The following is a 22,946-nucleotide window of genomic DNA, read 5'->3' as shown; positions in this document are numbered from 1 at the left end:
GTCTTGGCCATGGCCTGCGCGGCGACCGGGTGCGACCGGGCCGGAAGGCGGGTTGGGGCAAGGCCGTCGATCATCTTCAAGTCCGTGAAACAGGTCAGAGCAGCCTGACCTTGCCCCCATTTCCCGGAAGGACGGCACAACTGTCAATTGCGCGTGATCTTGACGGTGTAAGGTTTTCTAGGTGTCGCGGGTCGCGGCCGCGCGACACCCAGATATGCGCTTCGTGATCGCGAAAAGTTTCTGATTATTTCATGAAAATGGCATTCCGTGAGTGTTTTGCATGAAGTTCGACGCTGAACCCCTCGTCTGATCAGCCGATTCGCGCCTAGCGCTGGCCGCGTGCCATGAAGGCCAGGCGCTCGAAAAGCTGGATATCCTGTTCGTTCTTCAGCAGCGCACCATGCAGCCGGGGCAGGATCTGGCGCGGATCGCGCTTGAGATCCTCGGGCTGGAGATCCTCGGCGAGGATCAGTTTCAGCCAGTCGAGCATCTCGGAGGTCGAGGGCTTCTTCTTCAGACCGGGCGTCTCGCGCAGCTCGAAAAACTCGGCCAGGGCGGCGGCGAGAAGGCGTTCCTTCAGCCCCGGGAAATGCACCCGCACGATGGCGGCAAGGGTCTCGGCATCAGGGAAGCGGATGTAGTGGAAGAAGCAGCGGCGCAAGAAGGCGTCGGGCAGATCCTTCTCATTATTCGATGTGATGATGACCACGGGGCGATGCTGCGCGCGCACAGTCTCGCCCGTCTCGTAGACATGAAACTCCATTCGGTCGAGTTCCTGCAACAGATCGTTCGGAAACTCGATATCGGCCTTGTCGATCTCGTCGATCAGGAGGACCACCCGCTCGGGCGCGGCGAAGGCCTGCCAAAGCTTGCCCCTGCGGATGTAGTTCGAGACGTCATGGACACGGGCATCGCCCAGCTGGCTGTCGCGCAGCCGGCTGACCGCATCATATTCGTAAAGACCCTGCTGGGCCTTGGTTGTGGACTTCACATGCCATTCAATCAGGGGCATCCCAAGGCCCTGCGCCACCTGGCGGGCCAGCTCGGTCTTGCCGGTGCCGGGCTCGCCCTTGACCAGCAAGGGGCGCTCCAGCGTGACGGCGGCATTGACGGCAAGCGTCAGGTCGGGCGGGGCGACATAGGTCTCGGTCGAGGCGAATTTCATTGTGTCATCAACACTGTGTTTCCAGGGGCCAGGCGGACCCTACTGGTGCGAACAAATTGTCGCAACCGCTAGTGACAATCGCCGGCGCAGGGTCTATACGCCCGGCTAACAGGAGCGCGCCCATGACAGAAGCCCACCTGTCGGCGCCTGCCGGCAAATTGGAGAAAGCTGCGATGAAGGCCGAAGTTTTCCTGCCAGATGATTATCGTCCCGCCGAGGACGAGCCCTTCATGAACGACAGGCAGCTTGAATATTTCCGTCGCAAGCTGATCATCTGGAAGCAGGAACTGATCGACCAGAGCGCAGAGACGCTGGACAACCTTACCGAAAGCGCCCGCAACGTTCCCGATCTGGCGGATCGCGCGAGCGAGGAAACCGATCGGGCGCTGGAGCTGCGCACCCGGGATCGTCAGCGCAAGCTGATCTCGAAAATCGATGCCGCGCTGCGGCGGATCGAGAATGGCGAATACGGCTATTGCGAGATGACCGGCGAGCCGATCAGCCTGAAGCGGCTGGATGCGCGGCCGATCGCGACGATGACGCTTGAGGCGCAGGAAAAGCACGAGCGCCGTGAAAAGGTGCATCGCGACGACTGATTTTATCCCCTGGGCCGGGGGCTTGCGGCTTCGTTCAGGGCAGGGTCAAAGTGACGCCGGGCACCGCAAGGGTCCGGCGTTCTTGTTGCGGGAGAATGGCGATGGCTTGCAGGGACCAGCCGGTCACGATTCTGGGCGCGGGGGTTGCAGGCCTGGCCCTGGCGCGGGCGCTTGCGCTGCGCGGGGCGCGTGTCACGCTTCTGGACCAGACCGATGCCATCCGCGAGGTCGGCGCGGGATTGCAGGTCTCGCCCAATGGCGCGGCGGTTCTGAAGGCGCTGGGGCTGGGCGCGGCGCTCGAGGCGGCCTCGATCCGGGCCGAGGCGGTGGAATTGCGCGATGGGTTGGACGGGCGGCTGGTGACCCGGCTTGAGGTGGCGAAGCTGCGGCCCGAACAGGGCTATCATTTCACCCATCGCGCCGATCTGATCGCGCTTCTTCTTGAGGGCGCGCGGGCGGCGGGGGTGGAGATCCGCCTGTTGCAGAAGGCGGCGGGGGTCGATCTGTCCGGGCCAAGGCCGCGGATCACCATGGCGACGGGGGCAGAGGTCGAGGCCGCGATATTGATCGGCGCCGACGGGCTGCATTCCCCCACGCGCGAGGCGATGAATGGCAAGGTCGCGCCCTTCTTCACCCATCAAGTGGCCTGGCGCGCGCTGGTGCCCTGCGAGCCTGGCGCGGCAGCCGTGGCCGAAGTGCATATGGGGCCGGGCAAGCATCTGGTCAGCTATCCGCTGCGCGGCGGGACGCTGCGCAACATCGTTGCGGTCGAAGAGCGGCGGCGCTGGGTCGAGGAGGGCTGGTCGCTGCGCGACGATCCGATGGAGCTGAAGCTGGCCTTCGAGGATTTCGGGCCAAGGGTGCGCGGCTGGTTGGATCAGGTCGAGGATGTCTGGCTTTGGGGCCTGTTCCGGCACAAGGTCGCCCGGACCTGGCATCGCGCGATGCCCGAAGGGGCGGTGGCGATCCTGGGCGATGCGGCGCATCCGACGCTGCCCTTCCTGGCGCAGGGCGCGAATATGGCGCTGGAAGATGCCTGGACGCTGGCCAAGGCGCTGGACGAGGGGGAGATGGCCGGGGCGCTGGCCCGGTGGCAAGCGGCGCGCGCGCCGCGTTGCGCGGCCATTGTCGAGGCGGCGAACCGCAATGCGCGAGCCTATCATCTGCGCGGGCCGCTGCGCGGGCTGGCGCATCTGGGGCTGCGGCTGGGGGGACAGGTGGCGCCGGGTCTGGCGCTGTCGCGTTTCGACTGGATCTACGGGCAGGATGTGACGCGGGCGTGAGGCGGCATTTGCGGCTTTTGCGCCGATCCGCTTTCGGCTAGGGCTGCGGGCATGGAGTTGGAGATCCGCGATCTTGCCGTGGCACGCGGCGGCATCACCGTGCTGGACGGGGTCAGCCTGCGGCTTTTGCCTGGGCAGGCGCTGATCCTGCGCGGGCCGAATGGCGTGGGCAAGACCACGCTTCTGCGCACGCTTGCCGGGCTGCAAGCGCCTGTCGCGGGCGAAATCGCGATGCCGCCTGAATGCCTTGCCTATGCCAGCCATGCCGACGGGTTGAAGGCCATGCTGACCGTTTCGGAGAACCTGATCTTCTGGGCTTCGGTCTTCGGGACCGGGGCGGCGGCGGTGACGGCGGCGCTGGAGCGGATGAACCTGACCGCGCTGGCGCGGCGCCCGGCGGCGAACCTCTCGGCCGGGCAGAAGCGGCGGCTGGGCCTCGCACGTCTGCTGGTCTCGGACCGGCCGCTCTGGGTGCTGGACGAACCGACCGTGTCGCTGGACGCGGCGTCGGTGGCGCTGTTCGCCGGGGTGCTGCGAGGGCATCTGGCCGGGGGCGGCATGGCGTTGATCGCCACACATATCGATCTTGGGCTGAAGGAGGCGGCGGTGCTGGACCTTGCCCCCTTCAAGGCGCGCAAGCGGGCCTTTGTCGCGGGCGGCTTCGATGAGGCCTTCACATGATCGCGCTTCTGATCCGCGATCTGCGGCTGGCCTTCCGCGCGGGCGGCGGCTTTGGCCTTGGCCTTGCCTTCTTCCTGCTGATCGCGGTGCTGGTGCCCCTGGGCGTCGGGCCCGAGGGCGCGACCCTGGCGAAGATCGCGCCGGGGATCCTGTGGGTGGGCGCGCTTCTGGCCTGTCTTCTGTCGCTGGACCGAATCTTCGCGCTGGATTTCGAAGATGGCTCGCTGGATCTTCTGGCAACGTCGCCCCTGCCGATGGAGGGGGCGGTGGCGGTCAAGGCGCTGGCGCATTGGCTGGTGACGGGACTGCCGCTGACGCTGATCGCGCCGGTGCTGGCGCTGCTGCTGAACCTGCCGGCGGCGGGCTATGGCTGGCTGGTGCTGTCGCTGGCGCTGGGAACCCCGGCGCTGTCGGTGATCGGCGCCTTCGGCGCGGCGCTGGTGGTGGGGCTGAAGCGGGGCGGGCTCTTGATGTCGCTCCTGGTGCTGCCGCTGTACATGCCGACCCTGATCTACGGGGCCGAAGTGGTGCGGCGCGGCGCGGCGGGGATGGCGGTTGCCACGCCCCTTGCGTTGCTGGCGGGCATCACGGCCGGGGTGCTGGCGCTGCTTCCATTCGCGGCGGCTGCGGCAATCCGCGTCAACCTGCGCTGATGCCTGACATGATAGTGACTTGACCTGAACCCGAGCGAAGACGAAGCGAGCGCCATGTCGATCTGGGAATATGCCAACCCCAAGAAGTTCATGCAGACCTCGGCCTGGGCCTTACCCTGGAGTCTGGGGGCGACGGTGCTGTGCCTGGGCGTGGGCCTGGTCTGGGGCTTCTTCTTCACGCCTGACGATTACAAGCAGGGCGCGACCGTCAAGATCATCTATATCCATGTGCCCGCGGCGATGATGGCGATCAATGCCTGGGTGATGATGCTGGCGGCAAGCCTGATCTGGATCGTGCGTCGCCACCATGTTTCCGCGCTGGCGGCCAAAGCGGCAGCCCCCGTGGGCCTGTGCTTCACGCTTGTCGCGCTGGTGACCGGGGCCTTCTGGGGCCAGCCGATGTGGGGGACATGGTGGGCCTGGGACCCGCGGCTGACCTCTTTCCTGATCCTGGGCCTGTTCTATCTGGGCTATATCGCGCTGTGGTCGGCGGTGGAGAACCCGGATACGGCGGCGGACCTGACCGGGGTCCTGTGCATCGTCGGCTCGGTCTTCGCGGTCCTGTCGCGCTATGCGGTGAATTTCTGGAGCCAGGGTCTTCATCAGGGCGCGTCGCTGTCGCTGGACAAGAAAGAGAATGTCTCGGACGTGTTCTGGATTCCGCTGGTGATCTGTATCGCGGGGTTTGTGCTTTTGTTCGTGACGCTGGTCTTGATGCGGACCCGGACCGAGATCCGGGCGCGGCGGCTGGCCGCCCTTCTGGCGCGGGAGCGGCTGGCATGATGCCCGATCTGGGAAAATACGCCTTCGCGGTGCTGGCCTCTTATGGCGTGTCGATCGCGCTGATCTCGGGGCTGGTGGCGCTGTCCTTCTGGCAGAGGGCGCGGGTGAAACGGGCGCTGGACGAGGTCGAGGCGCGAGTGGGCAGGGGAAGTTCCGATGGCTAGATGGTTGCTGGCGGTGCCGCCTTTGCTGTTCGCGGGGCTGGCAGCGATGTTCCTGGTAAAAATGGAGGATGGCCGCAGCGCGGATGATCTGCCTTCGACCTTCATCGGCAAGCCCGCGCCCGTCTTGCCCGAAACCGGCCTGCCCGGCGTGCCAGTCCTGTCGGCCGAAGACCTGCGCAGCGGGAAGGTGACGGTGGTGAATTTCTGGGCCTCGTGGTGCCCGCCCTGCCGGGCCGAGCATCCGGTTCTGCTGGAGATGCAGAAAAAGGGCGTCCGCGTGGCCGGGATCAACATGATGGACCGCGAGGCGGATGCCGTCGAATATCTGGCCGAGGGCGGCAATCCGTTCTTCGCGCTGGCGACCGATCCCAAGGGCCGTAACCGGGTGGAATGGGGTGTCACCAATCCGCCCGAGACCTTCATCATCGGCGGCGACGGCACGGTGCTGTTCAAGTTCATCGGCCCGCTGGTCGGCACCGATTACGAAACCCGGTTCGTCCCTGCGCTGGAAGAGGCGCTGAAATGAAGGCCGCGCTGCTGCCGGTTCTTCTGGTGGCAGGGGCGGCGCAGGCAGAGGTGCCGCCGCCGGACTATTTCACCGGTCTTTATGAGCGCGTCGGGCGGTCTGCCGGGCCGGAGCCTGCACTTCTGGACGATCTGGTACGGATCGATCCGGCGCCGGATGGCGCGGCGCTGGAGCTTCGGGTCTGTGCGCCCGGAGGCGCGCCGGGCAGTGCGGCGCTGCGGCTGGACTTTGCTGAGCTGGGGGATGTGGAGAACCTGCTGCAAGGCGGGACGGGGGCGGCTGCGCTGTATTGCCAGTTCTTCAATGATGCCGGGAATTACCCGATTCTGGCCTGCAATGGCGGGGCGGAGACGGACGAGGCCCCCGCGCGCTTCCTGCTCTGGGCCAGGACGGATGCGATCCCCGAGGATTGCGGCGGCTGAGGCCGGGTGCGGCAGCCGGGGGCAAGCGATTTTTCGGCGAAAAATCGAGGGCCGATCCTTAGGCGAGGAAAAGAAGTCGATCAGGCCAGGGCCAGAAGCAGGACGAAACCGCCGAAGACCAGCCATTCGGCAAGGGGAAGGACGGGCAATGGCCGCGTTTCGACCCTGACCCGCGATGCGGCCCGCTGGGCGCGCGGTTGCGGGGCGAGGGGCGGGAAGCGCGGGTCCATGGCGGCAGCCTTTCGGTGAGGTCCCGCCAGACTGGCAGGCAAAGGTGAACACCGATTTAACGACGAAGGGGCCGGAACGATCCGGCCCCCCGTTGATCTGCAGGCATTTTGCAGCCTGAGGCTGTGTTGCCGAAATCAGGACGCGGCAAGGTTGCGCAGCACGTAATGCAGCACGCCGCCATTTTCGACATATTCGATCTCGATCGCGGTATCGATCCGGCACTTGATCTGGATCACCTTCACCGAGCCGTCGCCATAGGTGATGGTGCAGGGCACCAGGCTGAGCGGTTTCAGATCGCCTGCAAGGCCCGCGATCGAGACAGTCTCGTCGCCCTTGAGGCCCAGCGACTTGCGGGTGTCGCCATTGGTGAACTCGAAGGGGATCACGCCCATGCCGACCAGGTTCGAGCGGTGGATACGCTCGAAGGACTCGGCGATCACCGCCTTGACGCCCAGCAGCGCCGTGCCCTTGGCCGCCCAGTCGCGCGAGGACCCGGCACCATATTCCATGCCGCCGAAGATGACGAGCGGGGTGCCAGCCTCCTGATAGGCCATCGAGGCGTCGAAGATCGAGGTCTGCTTGCCATCCGGCCCGAGCGTGTAGCCGCCCTCGACGCCATCCAGCATCTCGTTCTTGATGCGGATATTGGCGAAGGTGCCGCGCATCATCACCTCATGGTTGCCGCGACGCGAGCCGTAGGAGTTGAACTCGCGCACCGGAACCTGACGCTCGACCAGATATTGCCCGGCCGGTGTCTTTTCCTTGAAGGACCCCGCGGGCGAGATGTGGTCGGTGGTGATCATGTCGCCCAAGAGCGCCAAAACGCGGGCATCCTTGATGTCCGAGATCACGCCCGGCGTCTTGGACATGCCGCGGAAATAGGGCGGGTTCTGGATATAGGTCGAAGTCGCGGGCCAGTCATAGGTTTCCGAGTCGGTGACCTCGACCGCCTGCCACATCTTGTCGCCCTTGAAGACGTCGGCATATTTCGTCTGGAACGCCTCGCGCGTGACGGTGGCATGGACCAGATCGGCGATTTCCTTGTTGGTCGGCCAGATGTCCTTCAGGAACACATCCTTGCCGTCCGGGGTCTGGCCGATCGGGTCCTTGGTGATGTTGATGTTCATGTCACCCGCCAGCGCATAGGCGACGACGAGGGGCGGCGAGGCCAGGAAGTTCGCGCGCACATCGGGCGAAATCCGGCCTTCGAAATTGCGGTTGCCCGACAGGACGGCGGCGGCCACGAGATCATTCTCGTTGATCGCCTTGGAAATTGCCGGATCGCCCAGGGGGCCCGAGTTGCCGATGCAGGTCGTGCAGCCATAGCCGACCAGGTTGAAGCCCACGGCATCCAGATCCTCTTGGAGACCGGCGGCTTCCAGATATTCGCCCACGACCTGCGATCCGGGCGCGAGCGAGGTCTTGACCCAGGGCTTGCGGGTGAGGCCCAGGGCGCGCGCCTTGCGGGCCACCAGACCGGCACCGATCATCACATAGGGGTTCGAGGTGTTGGTGCAGGAGGTGATGGCGGCGATCACGACCGAGCCGTCGCGGATGGTGTAATCGGTGCCTTCGACCTTAGCGGTCTTGCGCGCATCGACCGGGGCCGCGACCACGCCGCCGCCTTCCCCCGCCATTTCCTGCGCCGGGCTGCTGACGTCGATGCCGCGGTAATCGGCCACGACCTTGTAGAAGGTGCGGGCGGCATCGGTCAGCGGCAGATAGTCCTGCGGCCGCTTCGGCCCCGAGATCGCGGGCACGATGGTGCCCATGTCGAGTTCCAGCGTCGAGGTGTAGACCGGGCTGTAATCGGCGCCGCGCCACATGCCATTTTCCTTGGCATAGGCCTCGACCAGCGCGATGCGGCCCTCGTCGCGACCGGTGTTGCGCAGGTAGCGCAGGGTTTCATTGTCGATCGGGAAGAAGCCGCAGGTGGCGCCGTATTCCGGGGCCATGTTGGCGATCGTGGCGCGGTCGGCCAGCGGCAGGTGATCCAGCCCCTCGCCGTAGAATTCGACGAACTTGTTCACCACGCCATGCTTGCGCAGCATCTGCACGACCTTCAGCACCAGGTCCGTGGCGGTGGTGCCTTCGACCATCTTGCCGGTCAGCTTGAAGCCGACAACTTCGGGGATCAGCATCGAGACGGGCTGGCCCAGCATCGCCGCCTCGGCCTCGATCCCGCCCACGCCCCAGCCCAGAACGGCCAGACCATTGACCATGGTGGTGTGGCTGTCGGTGCCGACCAGCGTGTCGGGATAGGCGACCATCTCGCCATTCTGGTCGGTGTCAGTCCAGACGGTCTGGGCCAGATATTCCAGGTTGACCTGGTGGCAGATGCCGGTGCCGGGCGGCACGACGCGGAAATTGTTGAACGCCTTCTGCCCCCATTTCAGGAAGACGTAGCGCTCCATGTTGCGCTCATATTCGCGGTCGACATTGGCCTGGAAGGCGCGGGGCGTGCCGAATTCGTCGATCATCACCGAATGGTCGATGACCAGATCGACCGGGTTCAGCGGGTTGATCTTCTGCGCGTCGCCGCCCAGGCCCAGGATGCCGTCGCGCATGGCGGCCAGGTCGACCACCGCCGGAACGCCGGTGAAATCCTGCATCAGCACGCGGGCCGGGCGATAGGCGATCTCGATCGGGTTCTTGCCGCCCATCTTGCCCCAGTCGGAGAAGGCCTTGATGTCCTCGACGGTGACGGTCTTGCCATCCTCGAAGCGCAGCATGTTTTCCAGCACCACCTTCAGCGAGGCAGGCAGGTTGGCGAATTGGCCCAGACCTGCGGCCTCGGCGGCGGGGATCGAGTAATAGGCGACGCTCTGGCCGCCCGCGGTCAGCGTCTTGCGGGTCTTTTTGCTGTCATGTCCGACGGTGACGGTCATCTCGATGCTCCCTGAAAGGTAAGGTGGCGGGTTCTGGTCCGGCCCCCGGTCCGCGGCGCGGACAGGCTGTCACGCGCGGTCGGGCGGGGGAGTCGCGGTCGTTGTATGCAATTGTATGCCAAAAATCCAGACCCCTTGTCGCGGTCGCGCGGGCCGCCGTTTTGCAGCCCTATCATGCCCAGATCGGGGCGTGATGCAAAAGACCCGATGCGCAGGATGTGACGGAACACTCGCAAAACCTTGATTGGCGGGGTGCGGCTGGCTTTCCTATAAGCATTGTACGGGTTCAGGGGACCGGGAAAGCGAAGATGCGACAATTGGTCAGTGCCGCTTGCGGCCTCTGGGCTGCTTTTGCGCCCATGGCGCAGGCCGAGAATCTGGTCGTGGTGGAGCTTTTCACGTCGCAGGGCTGTTCGTCCTGTCCGCCCGCCGATGACTTCGTGGCCATGCTGGCCGCCGACCCGCAGGTCTTGCCGCTGTCGCTGCATGTCGACTACTGGGATTACATCGGCTGGGCCGACAGTTTCGCCGATCCGCGTTTTACCGAGCGGCAGAAAAGCTATGCCCGCGCCATCGGCAGCCGCACGATCTATACGCCGCAATTCATCATCGGCGGGCAGGACCGGATCGAGGGTTTTGCGCCCGAAGAAACCGCGATGCGTCTGGCCAAGCATCTTGCCAAGGGCTCTCCCGTGACGCTGACCGTGACGCGGGACGGCGACAATCTGGTGATCCATGCCGAGGCCGATCCCCCGTTGGGCCAGGCGGTGCGGGTGCAGCTTGTCCGCTATATGCCTGAGCAGACGGTTGAAATCCAACGCGGCGAAAACGCCGGCAAGACCATCACCTATCGCAACGTGGTGACAAGCTGGGAGCATGTCGGCGACTGGTCGGGGCAGGGCGAATATGAGCTGACCGCCTCAGCGCCCGGCGATGAGCCTGCCGTCGTCATTCTTCAAAACGAAGGCCCGGCGGCGATCCTGGCGGCGGCGCGGGCGGATTAATCCGCCGTGTGCTGCGCGTTGCGGCCCTTCCAGCGCCGATGGATCCAGAACCATTGTCCGGGGCGCTTTCGCACCAGCGCTTCGAGACTGTCGTTCAGGGCCTGGGTCATCTCCTCCGGCGTGCCGGGCGGGATTGGCTGCTCGACGACGACCTGGAAGCTCAATCCATCGGCCTGACGGATGCCATAGGTTGGCACCAGCAAAGCGTCGTATTTCAGCGCCAGTTCGGCGGCGGAGAGCGCCGTCAGCGCCTGATGGCCGAAGAAGCTGAGTTCCGCACCATGGCGCATGCGCTGATCGACCAGAAGGCCCAGCATCCCGCCGCCGCGCAGATGGCGCACCATATCGGCAAGGCCTGCCCGGCCGCGCGGGAAAAGCGGCGTGCCGATGCGACTGATGGCCTTCACGTAATGCGCATTGAAGAAGCGGTTGGTCATCGGCATGTACAGCGCGCCGACGCGGTAGCCGCGCGCGATCAGGGCGGCGCGGCTGGCGTCGTAGTTGCCGAAATGCGCGGTGACCAAGATGACGGGGCGGTTCTCGGCATTGGCCGCGGCCAGGGCATCGACCCCGGTGCCGGTCAGGGGCAGGCTGGCGGCGCGGGCGATAAATTCAGGGCCGGAATAGATCTCGATGATGGTGCGTCCGACATTGTCGGGCACCTCGCGCACCAGGCGATCGACATCGGCGCGGGGCATGTCGGGCAGGATGAGCGCCAGATTTTCGCGGATGCGGCGGCGATAGCCGGCAAGCGGCGCGACCACGCGGCTGACGACCCAGCCACACAGCGGCACGCGGACCGAATAGGGCAGAAGCAGCAGCCCGCCGATCAGCGCGCGATAGGCGCGATCCTGCAGCCAGTGGCGCAGGGAAAAGGGCGGTGTATTCTCTGGCATCCTCAGGTCCGGGCGCTGCGGGTCTCGCGGTGCCAGACATAGAGACCGGCGCCCACGATCACAAGCGCGCCCAGGATCGTCCAGCGATCGGGCCACTCGTCATAGAGCAGGATGCCCCAGCCCGTGGCAAAGATGATGCCGACATAGGTGAAGGGCGCGACAAGCGAGGCCTCGGCCAGCGAGAAGCTGCGGATCAGGCAAAGCTGCGCGGCGGTGCCAAGGACGCCGATCAGGCCGAACTGCCACAGATGGGCGGGGTCGATCGGGGTCCAGACGAAGGGCAGCGCCAGGCCGGTGAACAGCGCGCCGATGCCGCCGCCCCAGAGCATCGCGGTCCAGACTGGTTCGCGCAGGCCGAGGGCGCGGGTGAGAAGGGCGTTGGCGGTGTAGCAGATGGCGCCCAGGAACGGCAGGATCGCCCAGACGGAGAAGGTGCCGGCCCCGGGGCGGATCACGATCATCGCGCCGATCAGGGCCGCAACGATGCCGGCGATGCGGCGGGGGCCAAGCTTCTCGCCCAGAAACAGCGCCGCGCCCAGGGTGATGAGCACGGGCGAGGTGTCCGCGATGGCGGTGGCCTCGGCCAGACCGATATGGGTGATGGCGAAGAAGAAAAAGCCGATGGCGCCGACCTGGGTCATTGCGCGCAGGACATGCAGGCCGGGATGGGCGGTGCGCAAAAGCGCCGGGGTGCGGCTGCGCAGGATCAGGGCGGCGAGCAGGAACTGGCCGAGGAAGCGGATCCAGACCACCTGCGGCGCGGGGTAATGGGCGACGAGCGACTTGGCGGTCGCGTCCATGCCGGTGAAGAGCAGGATGGCGAAGAGCATCAGCCCGATCCCGAGCGCGGGGTTCTGGGCGGGATGGGGCGCAGTGATCGGGGGGGCATTCATGGCGCGGACCCTAGGGGCGGGCCGGGGCGACCACAAGGGGTGTGAGGGCTATCGGTGCAGACCGGGAGGCCGTGGCGCGACGGGGCGCGCGTACAGTGGGGTTTTGACCGCTTCTGTGACGCAGGCTGAAAGCAAGGTGGGACCCGGATCTCGCCCCTGCCGACATATCCAGGACAGGGGCCCGATGTCGGCCTGTCGCCTTGGGTGTTCAGCGCCTTTCGGCCGGTCGGGTCACGGCTTGCCTAGCCCTCATCCTCGGGGGCAACCAGCGTGACCATGCCCAAGGCCTCGGCCGCGCGCAGGGCGGTCATGAGACGGCGCAGCGCGGTTCCTTCGGCCTGCAACCCCGGCGCTGCGCTGGCGGCCGCTGCCGATGGCCGGGGGCTTGCCCTGCGGCCCTTGTCGGCGATGCCTGGCATGTGGCGCGCCGTGCCGGTTTCGGGGCCGGGATGCTGCGGAGTTGGCATCATCCGTCTTCCTCGGGCTGAACCATCACCAGTTCTCCCGAAGCCTCGAGCGAGCGGATGGCGCTGATGATCTGGTTCATCGCCTCTTCGGCCTCCTTGTCCTTGACCTTGCCGCGCGCGGCCACTTCTTCGCGGATACCCTGCGCCATGCGCTGCGAGATGTTGGACAGGATGAAATCGGTCGACGGCTCAAGATCCGGCTTGCCCGCGGACCAGGCCATCGCTGCGACCAGCGCGGTCTGATCGGTGACGCGCAGGATCTTGGGCACATCGCGCGGGCTGATCCTTGTGGCGATATGCACATAGGTGAAGATCGCCTTGCGCACTTCGGCGGCGAAACCAGCATCTTCGGCTTCAAGCCCCGCCAGAACATCGTCGCGGGTGATCTGGGGCGAGATGTTGAGGATGGCGCCGACGCGTTCCACCGGCCCCTTGTCGAAAGCGCGGGGCGGCTGGCTGTCGATCTGGCCAAGGATGGCAAGGCCGATGCGGTGGACGGTTTCGGGATCGACATTGCCAGTCAGCGAGACGGCAAAGGCGATGCGGCGGGCGCGGTCGCCGGGCAGCTTGCCCAGAATGTCGGCGGCGCGCTGGACGGGCAGCTTGGACAGAATAACGGCCGCGACCTCGACCGATTCCTCCCCGATCACCGGCAGCAATTTGTCCGGGGGCAGGGTGACCAGACGCTCCCACGGGTCGCCCTTGGTGCTGACGCCCGCCTTGCGGCGCAGACGGCTGGCGGCGGTTTGCGAGATATGACCGTCCATCACCGAAAGCGCGCCCTCAAGCCCGCCGGGAAAGGCGAGGCCGACAGAGTCCAGTTCGGCCACGAATTCGGCGACGACGCGGTCCAGCGTGTCGCGGTCGATCAGCCGCATCGCCCCCATCTGCTCGGCCAGCGCGGATTGCATATGGTCGGGCAACTGGTTCAGCGGCAGGACGGCGCCCTGCGCCAAGAGGTAGCGCACGATCACGGCGGCCTTTTCGCGCGGGTTCAGGACCCGGCGCATCGGCCCATCGCCCGACAGGGACATCAAGCCCTGTCCGGCCCCGAACGGCGCGAGAGGAAGCCCCTCTGCGGCCATGCTGCCTCCGATTCTACGACTCGGAGGCAGGCTGGCAGGACCCGGTTAAGAAGGGGTTGCGCGGGCTAGGACGAGGGCTGCACCACGCATTGGCCCTTTTCCGCATCCCAGACCGCACCTTCGATGCAGGACGAGGCGGTCACATCCTTCTTCATCGTGCCATGGCAGCCTTCGGCCAGGGCCAAGGCGGGGGAAAAGGCCAGAGCGAGGGCCATGAGGGCGGTGGCAGGTTTCATCGTCGTCCTCCTTCCGGGGTTGGGCTGGGCTTGGGTGTCAGAACTGATAGGTCAGGCCGGTCGCGATGGCCGAGGCGAGGGCGGTTTCGGCCCAGCTTCCCGCGCCACCCGCCCTGCGGATCGCGGCAAGATGGGCCTTGGCGGCCTCGGTTTCGTTCATCTCGACCAGAAGCTGGCCGTAATAGCTGTGGGTCAGGATGTTGTCGGGGTTGAGGGCGAGGGCGGCCTCATAGGCGGCGATGCCCTTTTCCAAATGGCCAGTCTTGCGCAGAAGGAAACCGCGATAGGTGAGAACCCGGTCGGTCGCGCCCTCTCGCATCGCGGCAAGGACAAGCTGCGCCTCGGAAAAGCGCTCGGCATGGGCCAGTTCGCGGACGGCCCGGAAGCGGCGGTCATCGTCCAGCGCGCCGGATTGCGGATCCACGCATTTCTGCTGGGTGTCGTCATAGACCTGACCGTCCTTGCATTCGGTCGTGGTCTTGGTGCTGGCGGGCGGCGCGCTGTCATCCGAGCCAACGGCAAAGGCCGCCGTGGCGGCCAGGAGCGTGACAAGAGGCAGGACGGGCAGCAGGCGCATGGCAGAGTTCCCGAAGATGGGGAATTCTAGCATGAAATGGCGCCGCACCGAGGCGAGAATTGCGGCGCTGGGCGGAAAAGCCCGGATCGCGCCCGGGGATTGAGGCGGCTGCCCGCAGAACGGGCAGCCGGACAGCTAGCCGAAGACGCGCTTGAAGATCGTGTCGACATGTTTGGTGTGATAGCCAAGGTCGAATTTCTCTTCGATCTCGGCGGGCGACAGGGCTGCGGTGACTTCGGGATCGGCCAGAAGCTCGGTCTTGAAATCGGCGCCCTTCTCCCAGACCTTCATCGCGTTGCGCTGGACCAGACGATAGCTGTCCTCGCGCGACACGCCCGCCTGGGTCAGCGCCAAGAGCACGCGTTGCGACATCACGAGGCCTTTGAACTTATTCATGTTCTTCAACATGTTCTCGGGATAGACCACCAGCTTTTCGACCACGCCCGCCAGGCGGTGCAGCGCGAAATCCAGCGTGATCGTGGTGTCGGGGCCGATGGCGCGCTCGACGCTGGAATGGCTGATGTCGCGCTCATGCCAGAGGGCGACATTTTCAAGCGCCGGGACAACCGACATGCGAATCAGGCGCGCCAGACCGGTCAGGTTTTCGGTCAGTACCGGATTGCGCTTGTGCGGCATCGCCGACGAGCCCTTCTGGCCGGGCGAGAAGAACTCTTCCGCCTCAAGCACTTCGGTGCGCTGCATGTGGCGAATCTCGATCGCGACATTCTCGATCGAGCTGGCGATGACGCCAAGGGTGGCGAAGAACATGGCATGGCGGTCGCGCGGGATGACCTGGGTCGAAATGGTCTCGGGAATCAGACCCAGCTTCTCGCAGACATATTCCTCGACGCGCGGGTCGATATTGGCGAAGGTGCCGACCGCGCCCGAGATGGCGCCGGTGCGGATTTCTTCGCGCGCGGCTTCCAGGCGGCGCTTGCCCCGCGCCATTTCGGCGTAGAACCGGGCGAAGGTCAGACCCATGGTGGTGGGTTCGGCATGGATGCCATGGCTGCGGCCGATGCGGACCGTGTCCTTGTGCTCGAAGGCGCGGGACTTCAGCGCGGCAAGCACGCGGTCCATGCCGGCCAGCAGCAGATCGGCGGCGCGGACAAGCTGGATGTTCAGCGTGGTGTCCAGCACGTCGGAGGAGGTCATGCCCTGATGGACGAAGCGGGCATCCTCGGACCCGATATGTTCGGCGAGATGGGTCAGGAAGGCGATGACGTCATGCTTCGTCACGGCCTCGATCTCGTCGATGCGCGCGACGTCGAATTCCACATCCTTGGCGCGCCAGACGGCCTGGGCGTTCTCCTTGGGGATCACGCCAAGTTCGGCCTGGGCGTCGCAGGCATGGGCCTCGATCTCGAACCAGATGCGGAAGCGGGTCTCGGGCGACCAGATCTTGACCATGTCGGGGCGGGAATAGCGGGGGATCATCGCGGGCCTCTGGCAGATGGGCGGGATGGCGCCCCCTTAGGCGTTCGGGGCTGCGGACGCAAGGGAAGCGGGTGCCGGAAGGGATTGGTTAACCCCGGGCTGGCAGGGTGGCCGCAGGGGGCCTTGCCGGGCGGCACAGGCAGGCCCGGGACCGGGCGGATAGGGCAGGTGACGATGGCGATGGCGACGAAAGCAGAGGCGAGGGCGCGGTTGACGCGGGCGGACTGGATTCTCGCCGGGTTCCAGGCATTGCTGGCGCGCGGCCCAGATGCGGTGCGGGTTGAGCCCATCGCACGGGCGCTGGGCGCGACGAAAGGGTCTTTCTACTGGCATTTCAGGGATCTGCGTGCATTGCATGGTGCGATGCTGGATGCCTGGGAACGGTTGGCCGCGACCGCAGTGACAACGGCGGTGCGCCAGTCGGACCTGCCGCCGCGCGAGCAGGTTCTTCTTCTCGCCGACCGGGTTTCGACCCTGCCCGAAGCCGAAGTGGGCGGGCAGGCCATCGAACCCGCGATCCGGGACTGGGGCCGGGTCGATCCCCTGGCGCGGGATGTGCTGGCGCGCGCCGACCGGCAGAGACTTGAGGATCTGCGCGGGTTTCTGGGCGATGCGGGCCTGGGTGAGGCAGCGGCCGAAGAGGGCGCGACGCTGTTCTATGCCGCGCTGATCGGGCTTGAGGCGCTGCGCGCCACCACTGGCACGCCGATGCGCCCGGCACTGCGCGCGGTGGCCGAGGGCATCCTGGGGATGCGCGCAGTATAGAAGTTCCAATTTTTCAACGAAAAATCGGCGTGTTGCACGGTGATCCTCCCACGCTGGATCAGCATCAGCCCAGAAGTCTCGGATCGAACGGGTAGCGGGTCAGGTTCTCGCAGCCGGTTTCGGTGATCAGCACCTGATCTTCCAGCTTGATCGAGAAATCGCCGCCTTCCGGGCTGACCAGTGCCTCGGTGCACAGGACCATGCCGGGTTGCAGCGCGACGTCAAAGGCGCCGTCGACCCAAGCATCTGCATAGGGCACGAAGGGCCATTCGTCGCACAAGCCGACGCCATGCATCTTGCAGGAGTATTTCTGCTTCCAATACTGGTCTTCCAGCCGGTGTCCACCGAAGGTCAGCTCCTTGATGGTGACGCCGGGCTTCAGCCGCGCCTGATGGTCGCGGATATGATCAAGCGCATGATTCATTGCGGAAATCATCGCATTGGACGGCCGGGTGTCCCCGATCCACCATGTGCGCGAGATATCGACGCAGATGCCGTAGCTGCCGATCAGGTCGGTGTCGAAGGCGACGATTTCGTTCTCCTGCACGATGCGGGGGCCGCATTCCTGGAACCAGGGGTTGGTGCGCGGGCCGGAGGCGAGGAGGCGGGTCTCGATCCATTCGCCGCCGCGGCGGATATTGCCCTTGTGCAGCTCGGCCCAGATGTCGTCTTCCGAGACGCCGCCTTTCGGCACTTCGGCGCGGGCGAAGGCTTCCATTTCGGCGATGGCGGATTCGCAGGCATGGTGGGCGCAGCGCATGGCGAGGATCTCGTCCTTGCCCTTGATGGCGCGGGTGCGTTCGGTAACCTCTTCGCCCTCGAGAACCTCAAACCCCTTGCGTTCCAGGGCCCTGAGTCCCGCAACCATGATCTTGTCAACGGCAAGACGGCGGTTCGAGCCGGCATGGGCACGCATCACCTCATCCACCTGTTCGGCGAAGCTGGAGGCATCTTCCGAGGTGCGGTCACCGCAGACATTGTAGAAGAAAGAGGCCCCGGAGCGCAGTTCCTTGACCAGCGGATTGAAGGTCACAAGGAAGGGTGCCTGCTTGTACTCCCAGATCACCATATGGCCGTCAGCGCAGAGAAGAACGGCCCGGAAGGGATTGTGACTGTTCCATAATTGCATGTTGGTGGTGTCGGTCGCATAGCGGATGTTCAGCGGGTCGAACATCAGCAATCCGCCATAGTCGCGGTCGACCAGCGCCTGGGTCAGCCGCTGCCAGCGATGGGTGCGCATGGCGGTCAGATCGGGGGGCGTCAGGCCCGCCGCCGCCCATTCCGCGAAGGCGAGCTGGGTTGGCCCGATCTCGACCCGGTCATTGTCATTGGGGCTGCCATCGGCCAGGCGGTCGGCGCGGGTCGGGTCGATCTTGCGGCGGGTTTCGGCATAGGTCGCGGTCATGGCATCCCCTTGGGCTGGGGGCAGGTTCGGCCCGCGGGGGCCGAACGTCATGCCGGAAGGCGACGCAAAATGTCGCCTTCCGCCTGTCTTTGCCAGGTCTTGCAAAGGTCTTCCGAACGTCTTCCAAACGTCTTCCGTTCGGGACCCGTCAGGGATCAGACCTTGAGCGCCTCGGCCCGCGCCGCCACGGCCTGTTCCGCCTCGCGACCCGAGAGCTGTTCGAGATGGTGGAACTGCGCGCCGTAGAAGCCCGCGCCCAGGGTCTGCGAGCGCAGCTCGGTGATCAGCCCGTCGCAATCGGCCTCGGGGATCAGGGCCGAGACCTCGTCCCAACCTTTCCAGCCGGGCTTGGCGTCGAAGCCGAGGATCTGGCCGCGCCTTGCGCTGACGATGCGCTGGGCGCGGGGGGTGAAATCCGAGGGGACGGAGAGCGTGACCTCGAGCACGGGTTCCAGGAGCACCGGGTTGCAGCTTGGCAGGATCTCCTGCATCGCCTTGGCCCCGGCCTTCTGGAAGGCGAAGTCGGAACTGTCGACCGCGTGATAGCTGCCATCGGTCAGGCAGACCGCGACATCGACGACCGGAAAGCCTTTAGGCCCGCGATCCAGCGCCGTCTCAACCCCTTTCTGCACCGCCGGGATATATTGCTTCGGCACCACGCCGCCGGTGATCCGGTCCGAGAAGGCAAAGCCCTCGCCCCGCGTGCGTGGGGTGATTTCCAGATGGATATCGGCAAACTCGCCATGGCCGCCCGATTGTTTCTTGTGCCGCGAATGATGGGTGGCGGATTTTGTGATCGTTTCGCGATAGGAGATCGCCGGGCGAGCGGTGCGCAGCGACAGGCCGAAGTCGGATTTCAGCCGGGCCAGCGCGATCTGAAGATGGATCTCGCCCTGGCCTTGCAGAAGCGTCTCGCCGGTGGCGACGACATGGTTGGTGGACAGCGAGGGGTCTTCATCGACCAGACGCGCTAGGGCAGTGGCAAGCTTGGCCTCTTCCGCCGGGTGTTCGGCGCGGATGGCCAGCGCGGCCAGCGGCGCGGGGGGCGCGGGCCAGTTCGGGAAGGGCTGCGCCGCGCCTTCGGTCAGGACTTCGCCAGCCTTGGCCGTGGCCATACGGCCAAGCGCCACCACCTCGCCCGCGGCGGCGCTGCCCTTGGCGGTCTGCTTGCGGCCGAAAAGTGCCGAGACCGAGCCGACGCGATCGGTCCCGAGGGTCATGCCGTCGCGCACCTCGCCCTGCCAGATGCGGGCCAGCGCGGCGCGGCCGGCCTGACCGGACTGGAAGGTCTTCAACACGCTGACCTGGGTGCCCTGGGTTTCGGGCAGGCCAAGGCGGGCGGCGGTCTGGGCCGGGAAGGGGCAGTCATGGCGCAGCGCCTTCCACAGCCGGCGGACGCCGTTTTCGTGTTCGGCCGCACCGAAGAAGACGGGAACGACCAGATCCTGCGCCAGATCGCGCGACAGCGAGGCATAGATCTGGTCCGGCGGCGGGGTGATGTCGGTCAGCACCTGTTCCAGAATGGCATCGTCGAAATCGGCCAGCGCCTCCAGCAGCGCGGCGCGGGCGCTGTCTTCATCGCCCTTCAGCGCCTCGGGCAGCGGAATCAGGTCGGCGGGTTGGGTCGCATTCCAGCGCCAGGCCCGTTCCGAAACCAGATCGACGAGGCCGGTCACATGGCCCGCCGCATCGCGCAGGGGAATTTCGCGCAGGGCGAGCGGGCGGTCGGAGATGGCCTGCAAGGCGTGCAGCGTGGCGCGGACCCGAGCCTCGGGCGCGTCCATGCGGTTGATGAAGATCACATGCGGGATGGCGCGGTCATCAAGAAAGCGCAGCAGGGCCGAGACGGCGACGGCGCGTTCGGGAAACGGGTCGGCCACGACGATCACCAAATCGGCGACCATCATCGCGGCGCGGCTGTCGGAAAGAAGCTCGACCGAACCGGGACAGTCGATCAGCGCCCAGTCCTGGTCCATATAGCGGCAGGCGGCGACGGAAAGCTCGGTCGAGATGCCGCGGGCGCGGGCCTCGGCCGTGCTGTCGCCCACGGTGGTGCGATCCTTGGCGGTGCCGCGCCGGTCGGTGGCGCCGCAGGTATGCAGCATCGCTTCGAAAAGCGTGGTCTTGCCGCTGCCATGCGCGCCCGCCAGCGCGGCGCATCGGGTGCCGGTTGCGGTCCTGTCGGTGGTGCTCATGTCTTCCCTCCCATGGGCCCTGGGCGGCCGATGGGGCGGGGCGCGGGGGCCGGACCACGAAGACCGGGCCTGGCGGCCCGCGTCTGCCCGGCCGCCGGTGCGGGGGCGCCGGTGTCGCGCCCCCTGGGACAAGGATGCACCGGATCGGGCGCGGCGTCTTGCGAAATCTTCGGGCCGGGCGCGGCGTCTTGCGAAATCTTCGGGCCGGGCGCGGGGCCGCCCGGGCGCTCTGCCCCCGGACCGCCGGAGGATCTGGGCCAGAATGAGGGGGATTTTCCTTTTTCATGGCGCACTTTAGGGTGGCGGCATGGAAAACGCCGTCTTTCAGTCCCGCCTGCCGTTCCTGCCCTGGATGGACCCGCGCACCGCGCGCCTGCCGGGGATATTGCCCGTCGAGGGCGATGACTGGTTGCGGGTGGATGAGGCTTTCGCCGGCCAGATGGCGCTGCGCGACGGGCTGATCGCCGGGAAGCGCGATCTGGTGCATGGGCTGTTGCCCGAGGGGCAGGCGGCAGCGGAAGAGCTGTACGATCTGGTGCTCGCGCGGCTGGCGGGGGTTCCGGGCTATCGGGTCGGCGCGGGATCGGTGCAGCGACCCGACGGGGTGGAGGTGGCGCTGGACCGGGCGGCACCCCTGCTGGTGCTGGGGCGGCTGGTGCAGGAGGATCTGTGTATCCTTGAGCAGGCGGGCGAGGAGCATCGCCTGACCGGGGCGATCCTGTGCTTTCCGGCAAGCTGGACGCTGAGCCAGAAGCTGGGCCGGGCGCTGATCTCGATCCACGAGCCGGTGCCGCCCTATGATGGCGGCATCGCGCGGCGGGTGCAGCGGCTGTTCGACGCGATCCGGCCCGAGCAGGCGCTGTGGCGGATGAATTACCTGACTTATGACGACCCCGAGCTGTTCCAGCCGCGGCTGGAGGGGCAGAGGCGGCCGCGGCCGGTGGCGCATGTCTTCGTGCGCTGCGAGCGGCAATGCCTGTTGCGGCTGCCGCGGACGCGGGCCGTGGTGTTCACGATTCACACTTATGTGGTGCAGTCGGACACATTGTCGGCGGACGAATTGCAGGCGCTGCACGAGGCGCAGCACCCGCGGGCGCCATGAGGCGGCCATGAGCGGCGGGCGGCGCTGTCTGATCGTGCTGGCGCATCCGGGGGCGGACAGCCTGGGTCGGCATCTGGCCTTGCGCCTGGAGGACCTGGCGCGGGGGCAGGGCTGGCAGGTGGCGCTGCGCGATCTCTGTGCCGAGGGGTTTGACCCGAGGCTGACGGCCGAGGAGATGGCGCTCTATCGGCAGGGCGTGCCCGGGGCGGCGCGGGCCGAGATGGCCGAGCTGGCGGCGGCGGAGGTGCTGGTGCTGGTCTTTCCGACCTGGTGGTTCGGCTTTCCGGCAGCGCTGAAGGGCTGGTTCGACCGGGTCTGGGCGCCGGGCGTCGCCTATGCGCCCGTACCGGATTTGCGCAAGATGGAGGCGCGGCTGACCGGATTGCGCGCGGTCCTGGCGGTGACGACGCTGGGCGCGCCGGGGTTCTGGGACTGGCTGGCCATGCGGCGGCCGCTGCGGCGGGTGTTGAAACGCGGCATCGTGGCACCCTGCGCGCCGCAGGCGCAGCTTGTCTGGCGCGCGCTCTACCAGGCCGAGACGGTCGCGCCAGATCGGCTGGCGCGGTTCGAGGCGCGGCTGGCGCGCGATCTTGCGGCGCTGGCGCGGCGGCTGGATTAGCGGTCGAGCTTGCGCAGGTCGACGCCGTCGAGATGGGCGATGCCCGCGCGCAGCGCGCCCCAGGGCAGGGCCATGACAAGGATGCCATAGGCAAGCGCACGGGCGGTAGCTTCGGCCATCAGGCGACGGAGGCTGCCATGCCGGGGCGGCGCCACCGGCGCGGCGGCAGGCGGTTCGGACGCTTCGCCCAGGCCCAGCATGTCCTGCGCGGGCGGCGGCGCGGCGGGGCGGATGCGGCGGGCGGCAGCGCGCCGGGGCGCGGCGGCCGTGTCAGGTTTGCCGCCCATGATCAGGCGGATGGCGGCGAGCGAGCTGTCGCGCTGTCCCGGCGGCGCGGCGCCGTCGACCGGATCGTGGGCCAAGGGCGCGGCCTCGGCATCCGGGGCGGCCGGGACAACCGTCAGGACCGGCGCCGGGCGCCGGGCCGGGCTGGCTGGGGTGAAAAGCGTGGCGGGCGCGGTGGGTTCCTGGGCCGGGCCGAGCAGGTGGGAGGAGCGCGACAGGATGCCCCCCGCGCCGCGAATGGTTGCGGCGACGGTCTGGTGATGCGGCAGGTAGCGCCCGGTCCGTCCGAGCCGCGCCTCGGGCACGCGCCAGCGCCCGGAAGCGACGGCATCGCCCGCCGTTCCGGCGGAGAGGGCGCAGCGGCCGAACAGGCCCGCCAGCGCCTCGCGCCCCAAGATCAGGCTGGCCCGCGCGAAGGCGCGCGGCTCGAAAGGGGGGTTCTGCCGGCCCTCGGACCAGATCGGCGTGCGGCCCGGACGGTCGGGATCGGCGGAGGGGCTGCGGCGGGAGGTTTGCTTGGCCATCGGTCTCTCGGAAGTTCGGCAGAATGCGGCAGAGAAAGGCGATGGGGGCGAGTCTTGGGTCGGT

At 66.8% G+C, this 22,946-nt stretch carries 25 protein-coding genes; 12 read left to right on the top strand and 13 right to left on the bottom strand.

Annotated elements, in window-relative coordinates:
- Window positions 1-325 precede the first annotated feature (325 nt).
- The gene (locus ACED67_RS04940; protein ID WP_395540418.1) at window positions 326-1,165 is read right to left on the bottom strand and encodes an AAA family ATPase; all 840 of its coding nucleotides are present in this window, start codon (window positions 1,163-1,165) and stop codon (window positions 326-328) included.
- 173 nt (window positions 1,166-1,338) lie between these two features.
- Between ACED67_RS04940 and dksA the strand changes: the two genes are divergently transcribed.
- The 8 genes from dksA to ACED67_RS04900 all read left to right on the top strand — a co-directional run bounded on the left by dksA (window position 1,339) and on the right by ACED67_RS04900 (window position 6,273).
- The gene (dksA, locus tag ACED67_RS04935) at window positions 1,339-1,761 is read left to right on the top strand and encodes an RNA polymerase-binding protein DksA (RefSeq protein ID WP_395540475.1); all 423 of its coding nucleotides are present in this window, start codon (window positions 1,339-1,341) and stop codon (window positions 1,759-1,761) included.
- A 101-nt stretch (window positions 1,762-1,862) separates the two neighbouring features.
- Window positions 1,863-3,044 carry an FAD-dependent monooxygenase gene (locus tag ACED67_RS04930; RefSeq protein ID WP_395540417.1) on the top strand — a complete coding sequence of 394 codons (1,182 nt, stop codon included), beginning with the start codon at window positions 1,863-1,865 and terminating at the stop codon, window positions 3,042-3,044.
- Between the two features lie 51 nt (window positions 3,045-3,095).
- Window positions 3,096-3,725 carry a heme ABC exporter ATP-binding protein CcmA gene (gene ccmA / locus ACED67_RS04925; protein ID WP_395540416.1) on the top strand — a complete coding sequence of 210 codons (630 nt, stop codon included), beginning with the start codon at window positions 3,096-3,098 and terminating at the stop codon, window positions 3,723-3,725.
- Window positions 3,722-4,378 carry a heme exporter protein CcmB gene (gene ccmB / locus ACED67_RS04920; RefSeq protein WP_395540415.1) on the top strand — a complete coding sequence of 219 codons (657 nt, stop codon included), beginning with the start codon at window positions 3,722-3,724 and terminating at the stop codon, window positions 4,376-4,378. The genes ccmA and ccmB overlap by 4 nt, the downstream gene beginning before the upstream one ends.
- Window positions 4,379-4,432: 54 nt before the next feature.
- Entirely contained in the window at window positions 4,433-5,161 is a 729-nt protein-coding gene (locus ACED67_RS04915; protein ID WP_395540414.1) for a heme ABC transporter permease, read from the top strand.
- Complete coding sequence (ccmD, locus tag ACED67_RS04910) at window positions 5,158-5,325, top strand: heme exporter protein CcmD (RefSeq protein ID WP_395540413.1); 168 nt, start codon at window positions 5,158-5,160, stop codon at window positions 5,323-5,325. The genes ACED67_RS04915 and ccmD overlap by 4 nt, the downstream gene beginning before the upstream one ends.
- On the top strand, window positions 5,318-5,851 hold the full coding sequence (locus ACED67_RS04905; protein WP_395540412.1) for a DsbE family thiol:disulfide interchange protein: 534 nt from the start codon (window positions 5,318-5,320) through the stop codon (window positions 5,849-5,851). Before ccmD ends, ACED67_RS04905 begins: the two co-directional genes overlap by 8 nt.
- Complete coding sequence (locus ACED67_RS04900; RefSeq protein WP_395540411.1) at window positions 5,848-6,273, top strand: hypothetical protein; 426 nt, start codon at window positions 5,848-5,850, stop codon at window positions 6,271-6,273. The genes ACED67_RS04905 and ACED67_RS04900 overlap by 4 nt, the downstream gene beginning before the upstream one ends.
- Window positions 6,274-6,353: 80 nt before the next feature.
- On the opposite strand, the gene ACED67_RS04895 is transcribed toward ACED67_RS04900, so the two are convergent.
- The gene (locus ACED67_RS04895) at window positions 6,354-6,503 is read right to left on the bottom strand and encodes a hypothetical protein (protein ID WP_395540410.1); all 150 of its coding nucleotides are present in this window, start codon (window positions 6,501-6,503) and stop codon (window positions 6,354-6,356) included.
- 135 nt (window positions 6,504-6,638) lie between these two features.
- The gene (acnA, locus tag ACED67_RS04890) at window positions 6,639-9,392 is read right to left on the bottom strand and encodes an aconitate hydratase AcnA (protein ID WP_395540409.1); all 2,754 of its coding nucleotides are present in this window, start codon (window positions 9,390-9,392) and stop codon (window positions 6,639-6,641) included.
- Window positions 9,393-9,700: 308 nt separating this feature from the next.
- Here acnA and ACED67_RS04885 point away from each other — a divergent pair, with 308 nt between their 5' ends.
- Entirely contained in the window at window positions 9,701-10,396 is a 696-nt protein-coding gene (locus ACED67_RS04885) for a DUF1223 domain-containing protein (protein WP_395540408.1), read from the top strand.
- Here ACED67_RS04885 and ACED67_RS04880 read toward each other — a convergent pair.
- From ACED67_RS04880 to purB, 7 genes are all read right to left on the bottom strand, one after another.
- Window positions 10,393-11,292: a lysophospholipid acyltransferase family protein gene (locus ACED67_RS04880; protein WP_395540407.1), complete on the bottom strand. Its 900-nt coding sequence runs from the start codon at window positions 11,290-11,292 to the stop codon at window positions 10,393-10,395. The genes ACED67_RS04885 and ACED67_RS04880 overlap by 4 nt on opposite strands.
- Window positions 11,293-11,294: 2 nt before the next feature.
- Window positions 11,295-12,185, bottom strand: coding sequence for a DMT family transporter (locus ACED67_RS04875; protein ID WP_395540406.1), 891 nt, complete (start codon window positions 12,183-12,185; stop codon window positions 11,295-11,297).
- A 242-nt stretch (window positions 12,186-12,427) separates the two neighbouring features.
- Entirely contained in the window at window positions 12,428-12,655 is a 228-nt protein-coding gene (locus ACED67_RS04870; RefSeq protein ID WP_395540405.1) for a hypothetical protein, read from the bottom strand.
- Window positions 12,652-13,686 (bottom strand): flagellar motor switch protein FliG, encoded by a 1,035-nt coding sequence (locus tag ACED67_RS04865; RefSeq protein ID WP_395540404.1) that lies wholly within the window; start codon window positions 13,684-13,686, stop codon window positions 12,652-12,654. The genes ACED67_RS04870 and ACED67_RS04865 overlap by 4 nt, the downstream gene beginning before the upstream one ends.
- A 116-nt stretch (window positions 13,687-13,802) precedes the next feature.
- On the bottom strand, window positions 13,803-13,973 hold the full coding sequence (locus tag ACED67_RS04860) for a hypothetical protein (protein WP_395540403.1): 171 nt from the start codon (window positions 13,971-13,973) through the stop codon (window positions 13,803-13,805).
- Window positions 13,974-14,010: 37 nt separating this feature from the next.
- The gene (locus tag ACED67_RS04855) at window positions 14,011-14,550 is read right to left on the bottom strand and encodes a tetratricopeptide repeat protein (protein ID WP_395540402.1); all 540 of its coding nucleotides are present in this window, start codon (window positions 14,548-14,550) and stop codon (window positions 14,011-14,013) included.
- A 135-nt stretch (window positions 14,551-14,685) separates the two neighbouring features.
- Window positions 14,686-15,987: an adenylosuccinate lyase gene (purB, locus tag ACED67_RS04850; protein WP_395540401.1), complete on the bottom strand. Its 1,302-nt coding sequence runs from the start codon at window positions 15,985-15,987 to the stop codon at window positions 14,686-14,688.
- Between the two features lie 180 nt (window positions 15,988-16,167).
- Between purB and ACED67_RS04845 the strand changes: the two genes are divergently transcribed.
- Complete coding sequence (locus ACED67_RS04845) at window positions 16,168-16,752, top strand: TetR/AcrR family transcriptional regulator (protein ID WP_395540400.1); 585 nt, start codon at window positions 16,168-16,170, stop codon at window positions 16,750-16,752.
- Between the two features lie 64 nt (window positions 16,753-16,816).
- On the opposite strand, the gene dddP is transcribed toward ACED67_RS04845, so the two are convergent.
- Both dddP and ACED67_RS04835 read right to left on the bottom strand, forming a co-directional pair.
- Entirely contained in the window at window positions 16,817-18,157 is a 1,341-nt protein-coding gene (gene dddP / locus ACED67_RS04840; RefSeq protein ID WP_395540399.1) for a dimethylsulfonioproprionate lyase DddP, read from the bottom strand.
- A gap of 155 nt (window positions 18,158-18,312) precedes the next feature.
- Window positions 18,313-20,352, bottom strand: a complete 2,040-nt coding sequence (locus ACED67_RS04835) for an elongation factor G (RefSeq protein WP_395540398.1) — start codon at window positions 20,350-20,352, stop codon at window positions 18,313-18,315.
- 307 nt (window positions 20,353-20,659) lie between these two features.
- Here ACED67_RS04835 and ACED67_RS04830 point away from each other — a divergent pair, with 307 nt between their 5' ends.
- Entirely contained in the window at window positions 20,660-21,454 is a 795-nt protein-coding gene (locus tag ACED67_RS04830; RefSeq protein ID WP_395540397.1) for a heme-dependent oxidative N-demethylase family protein, read from the top strand.
- 7 nt (window positions 21,455-21,461) lie between these two features.
- The gene (locus ACED67_RS04825; protein ID WP_395540396.1) at window positions 21,462-22,073 is read left to right on the top strand and encodes an NAD(P)H-dependent oxidoreductase; all 612 of its coding nucleotides are present in this window, start codon (window positions 21,462-21,464) and stop codon (window positions 22,071-22,073) included.
- Here ACED67_RS04825 and ACED67_RS04820 read toward each other — a convergent pair.
- Window positions 22,070-22,882, bottom strand: a complete 813-nt coding sequence (locus ACED67_RS04820; protein ID WP_395540395.1) for a hypothetical protein — start codon at window positions 22,880-22,882, stop codon at window positions 22,070-22,072. The two genes, ACED67_RS04825 and ACED67_RS04820, sit on opposite strands and share 4 nt — an antisense overlap.
- Window positions 22,883-22,946: the final 64 nt, after the last annotated feature.

Origin of the sequence: Neotabrizicola paludis (genome assembly GCF_044142105.1) — a bacterium.
Lineage (GTDB): Bacteria > Pseudomonadota > Alphaproteobacteria > Rhodobacterales > Rhodobacteraceae > Pseudogemmobacter.
Note: the sequence above shows the minus strand (reverse complement) of the source record. Positions and strands in the feature narration are given on the sequence as shown.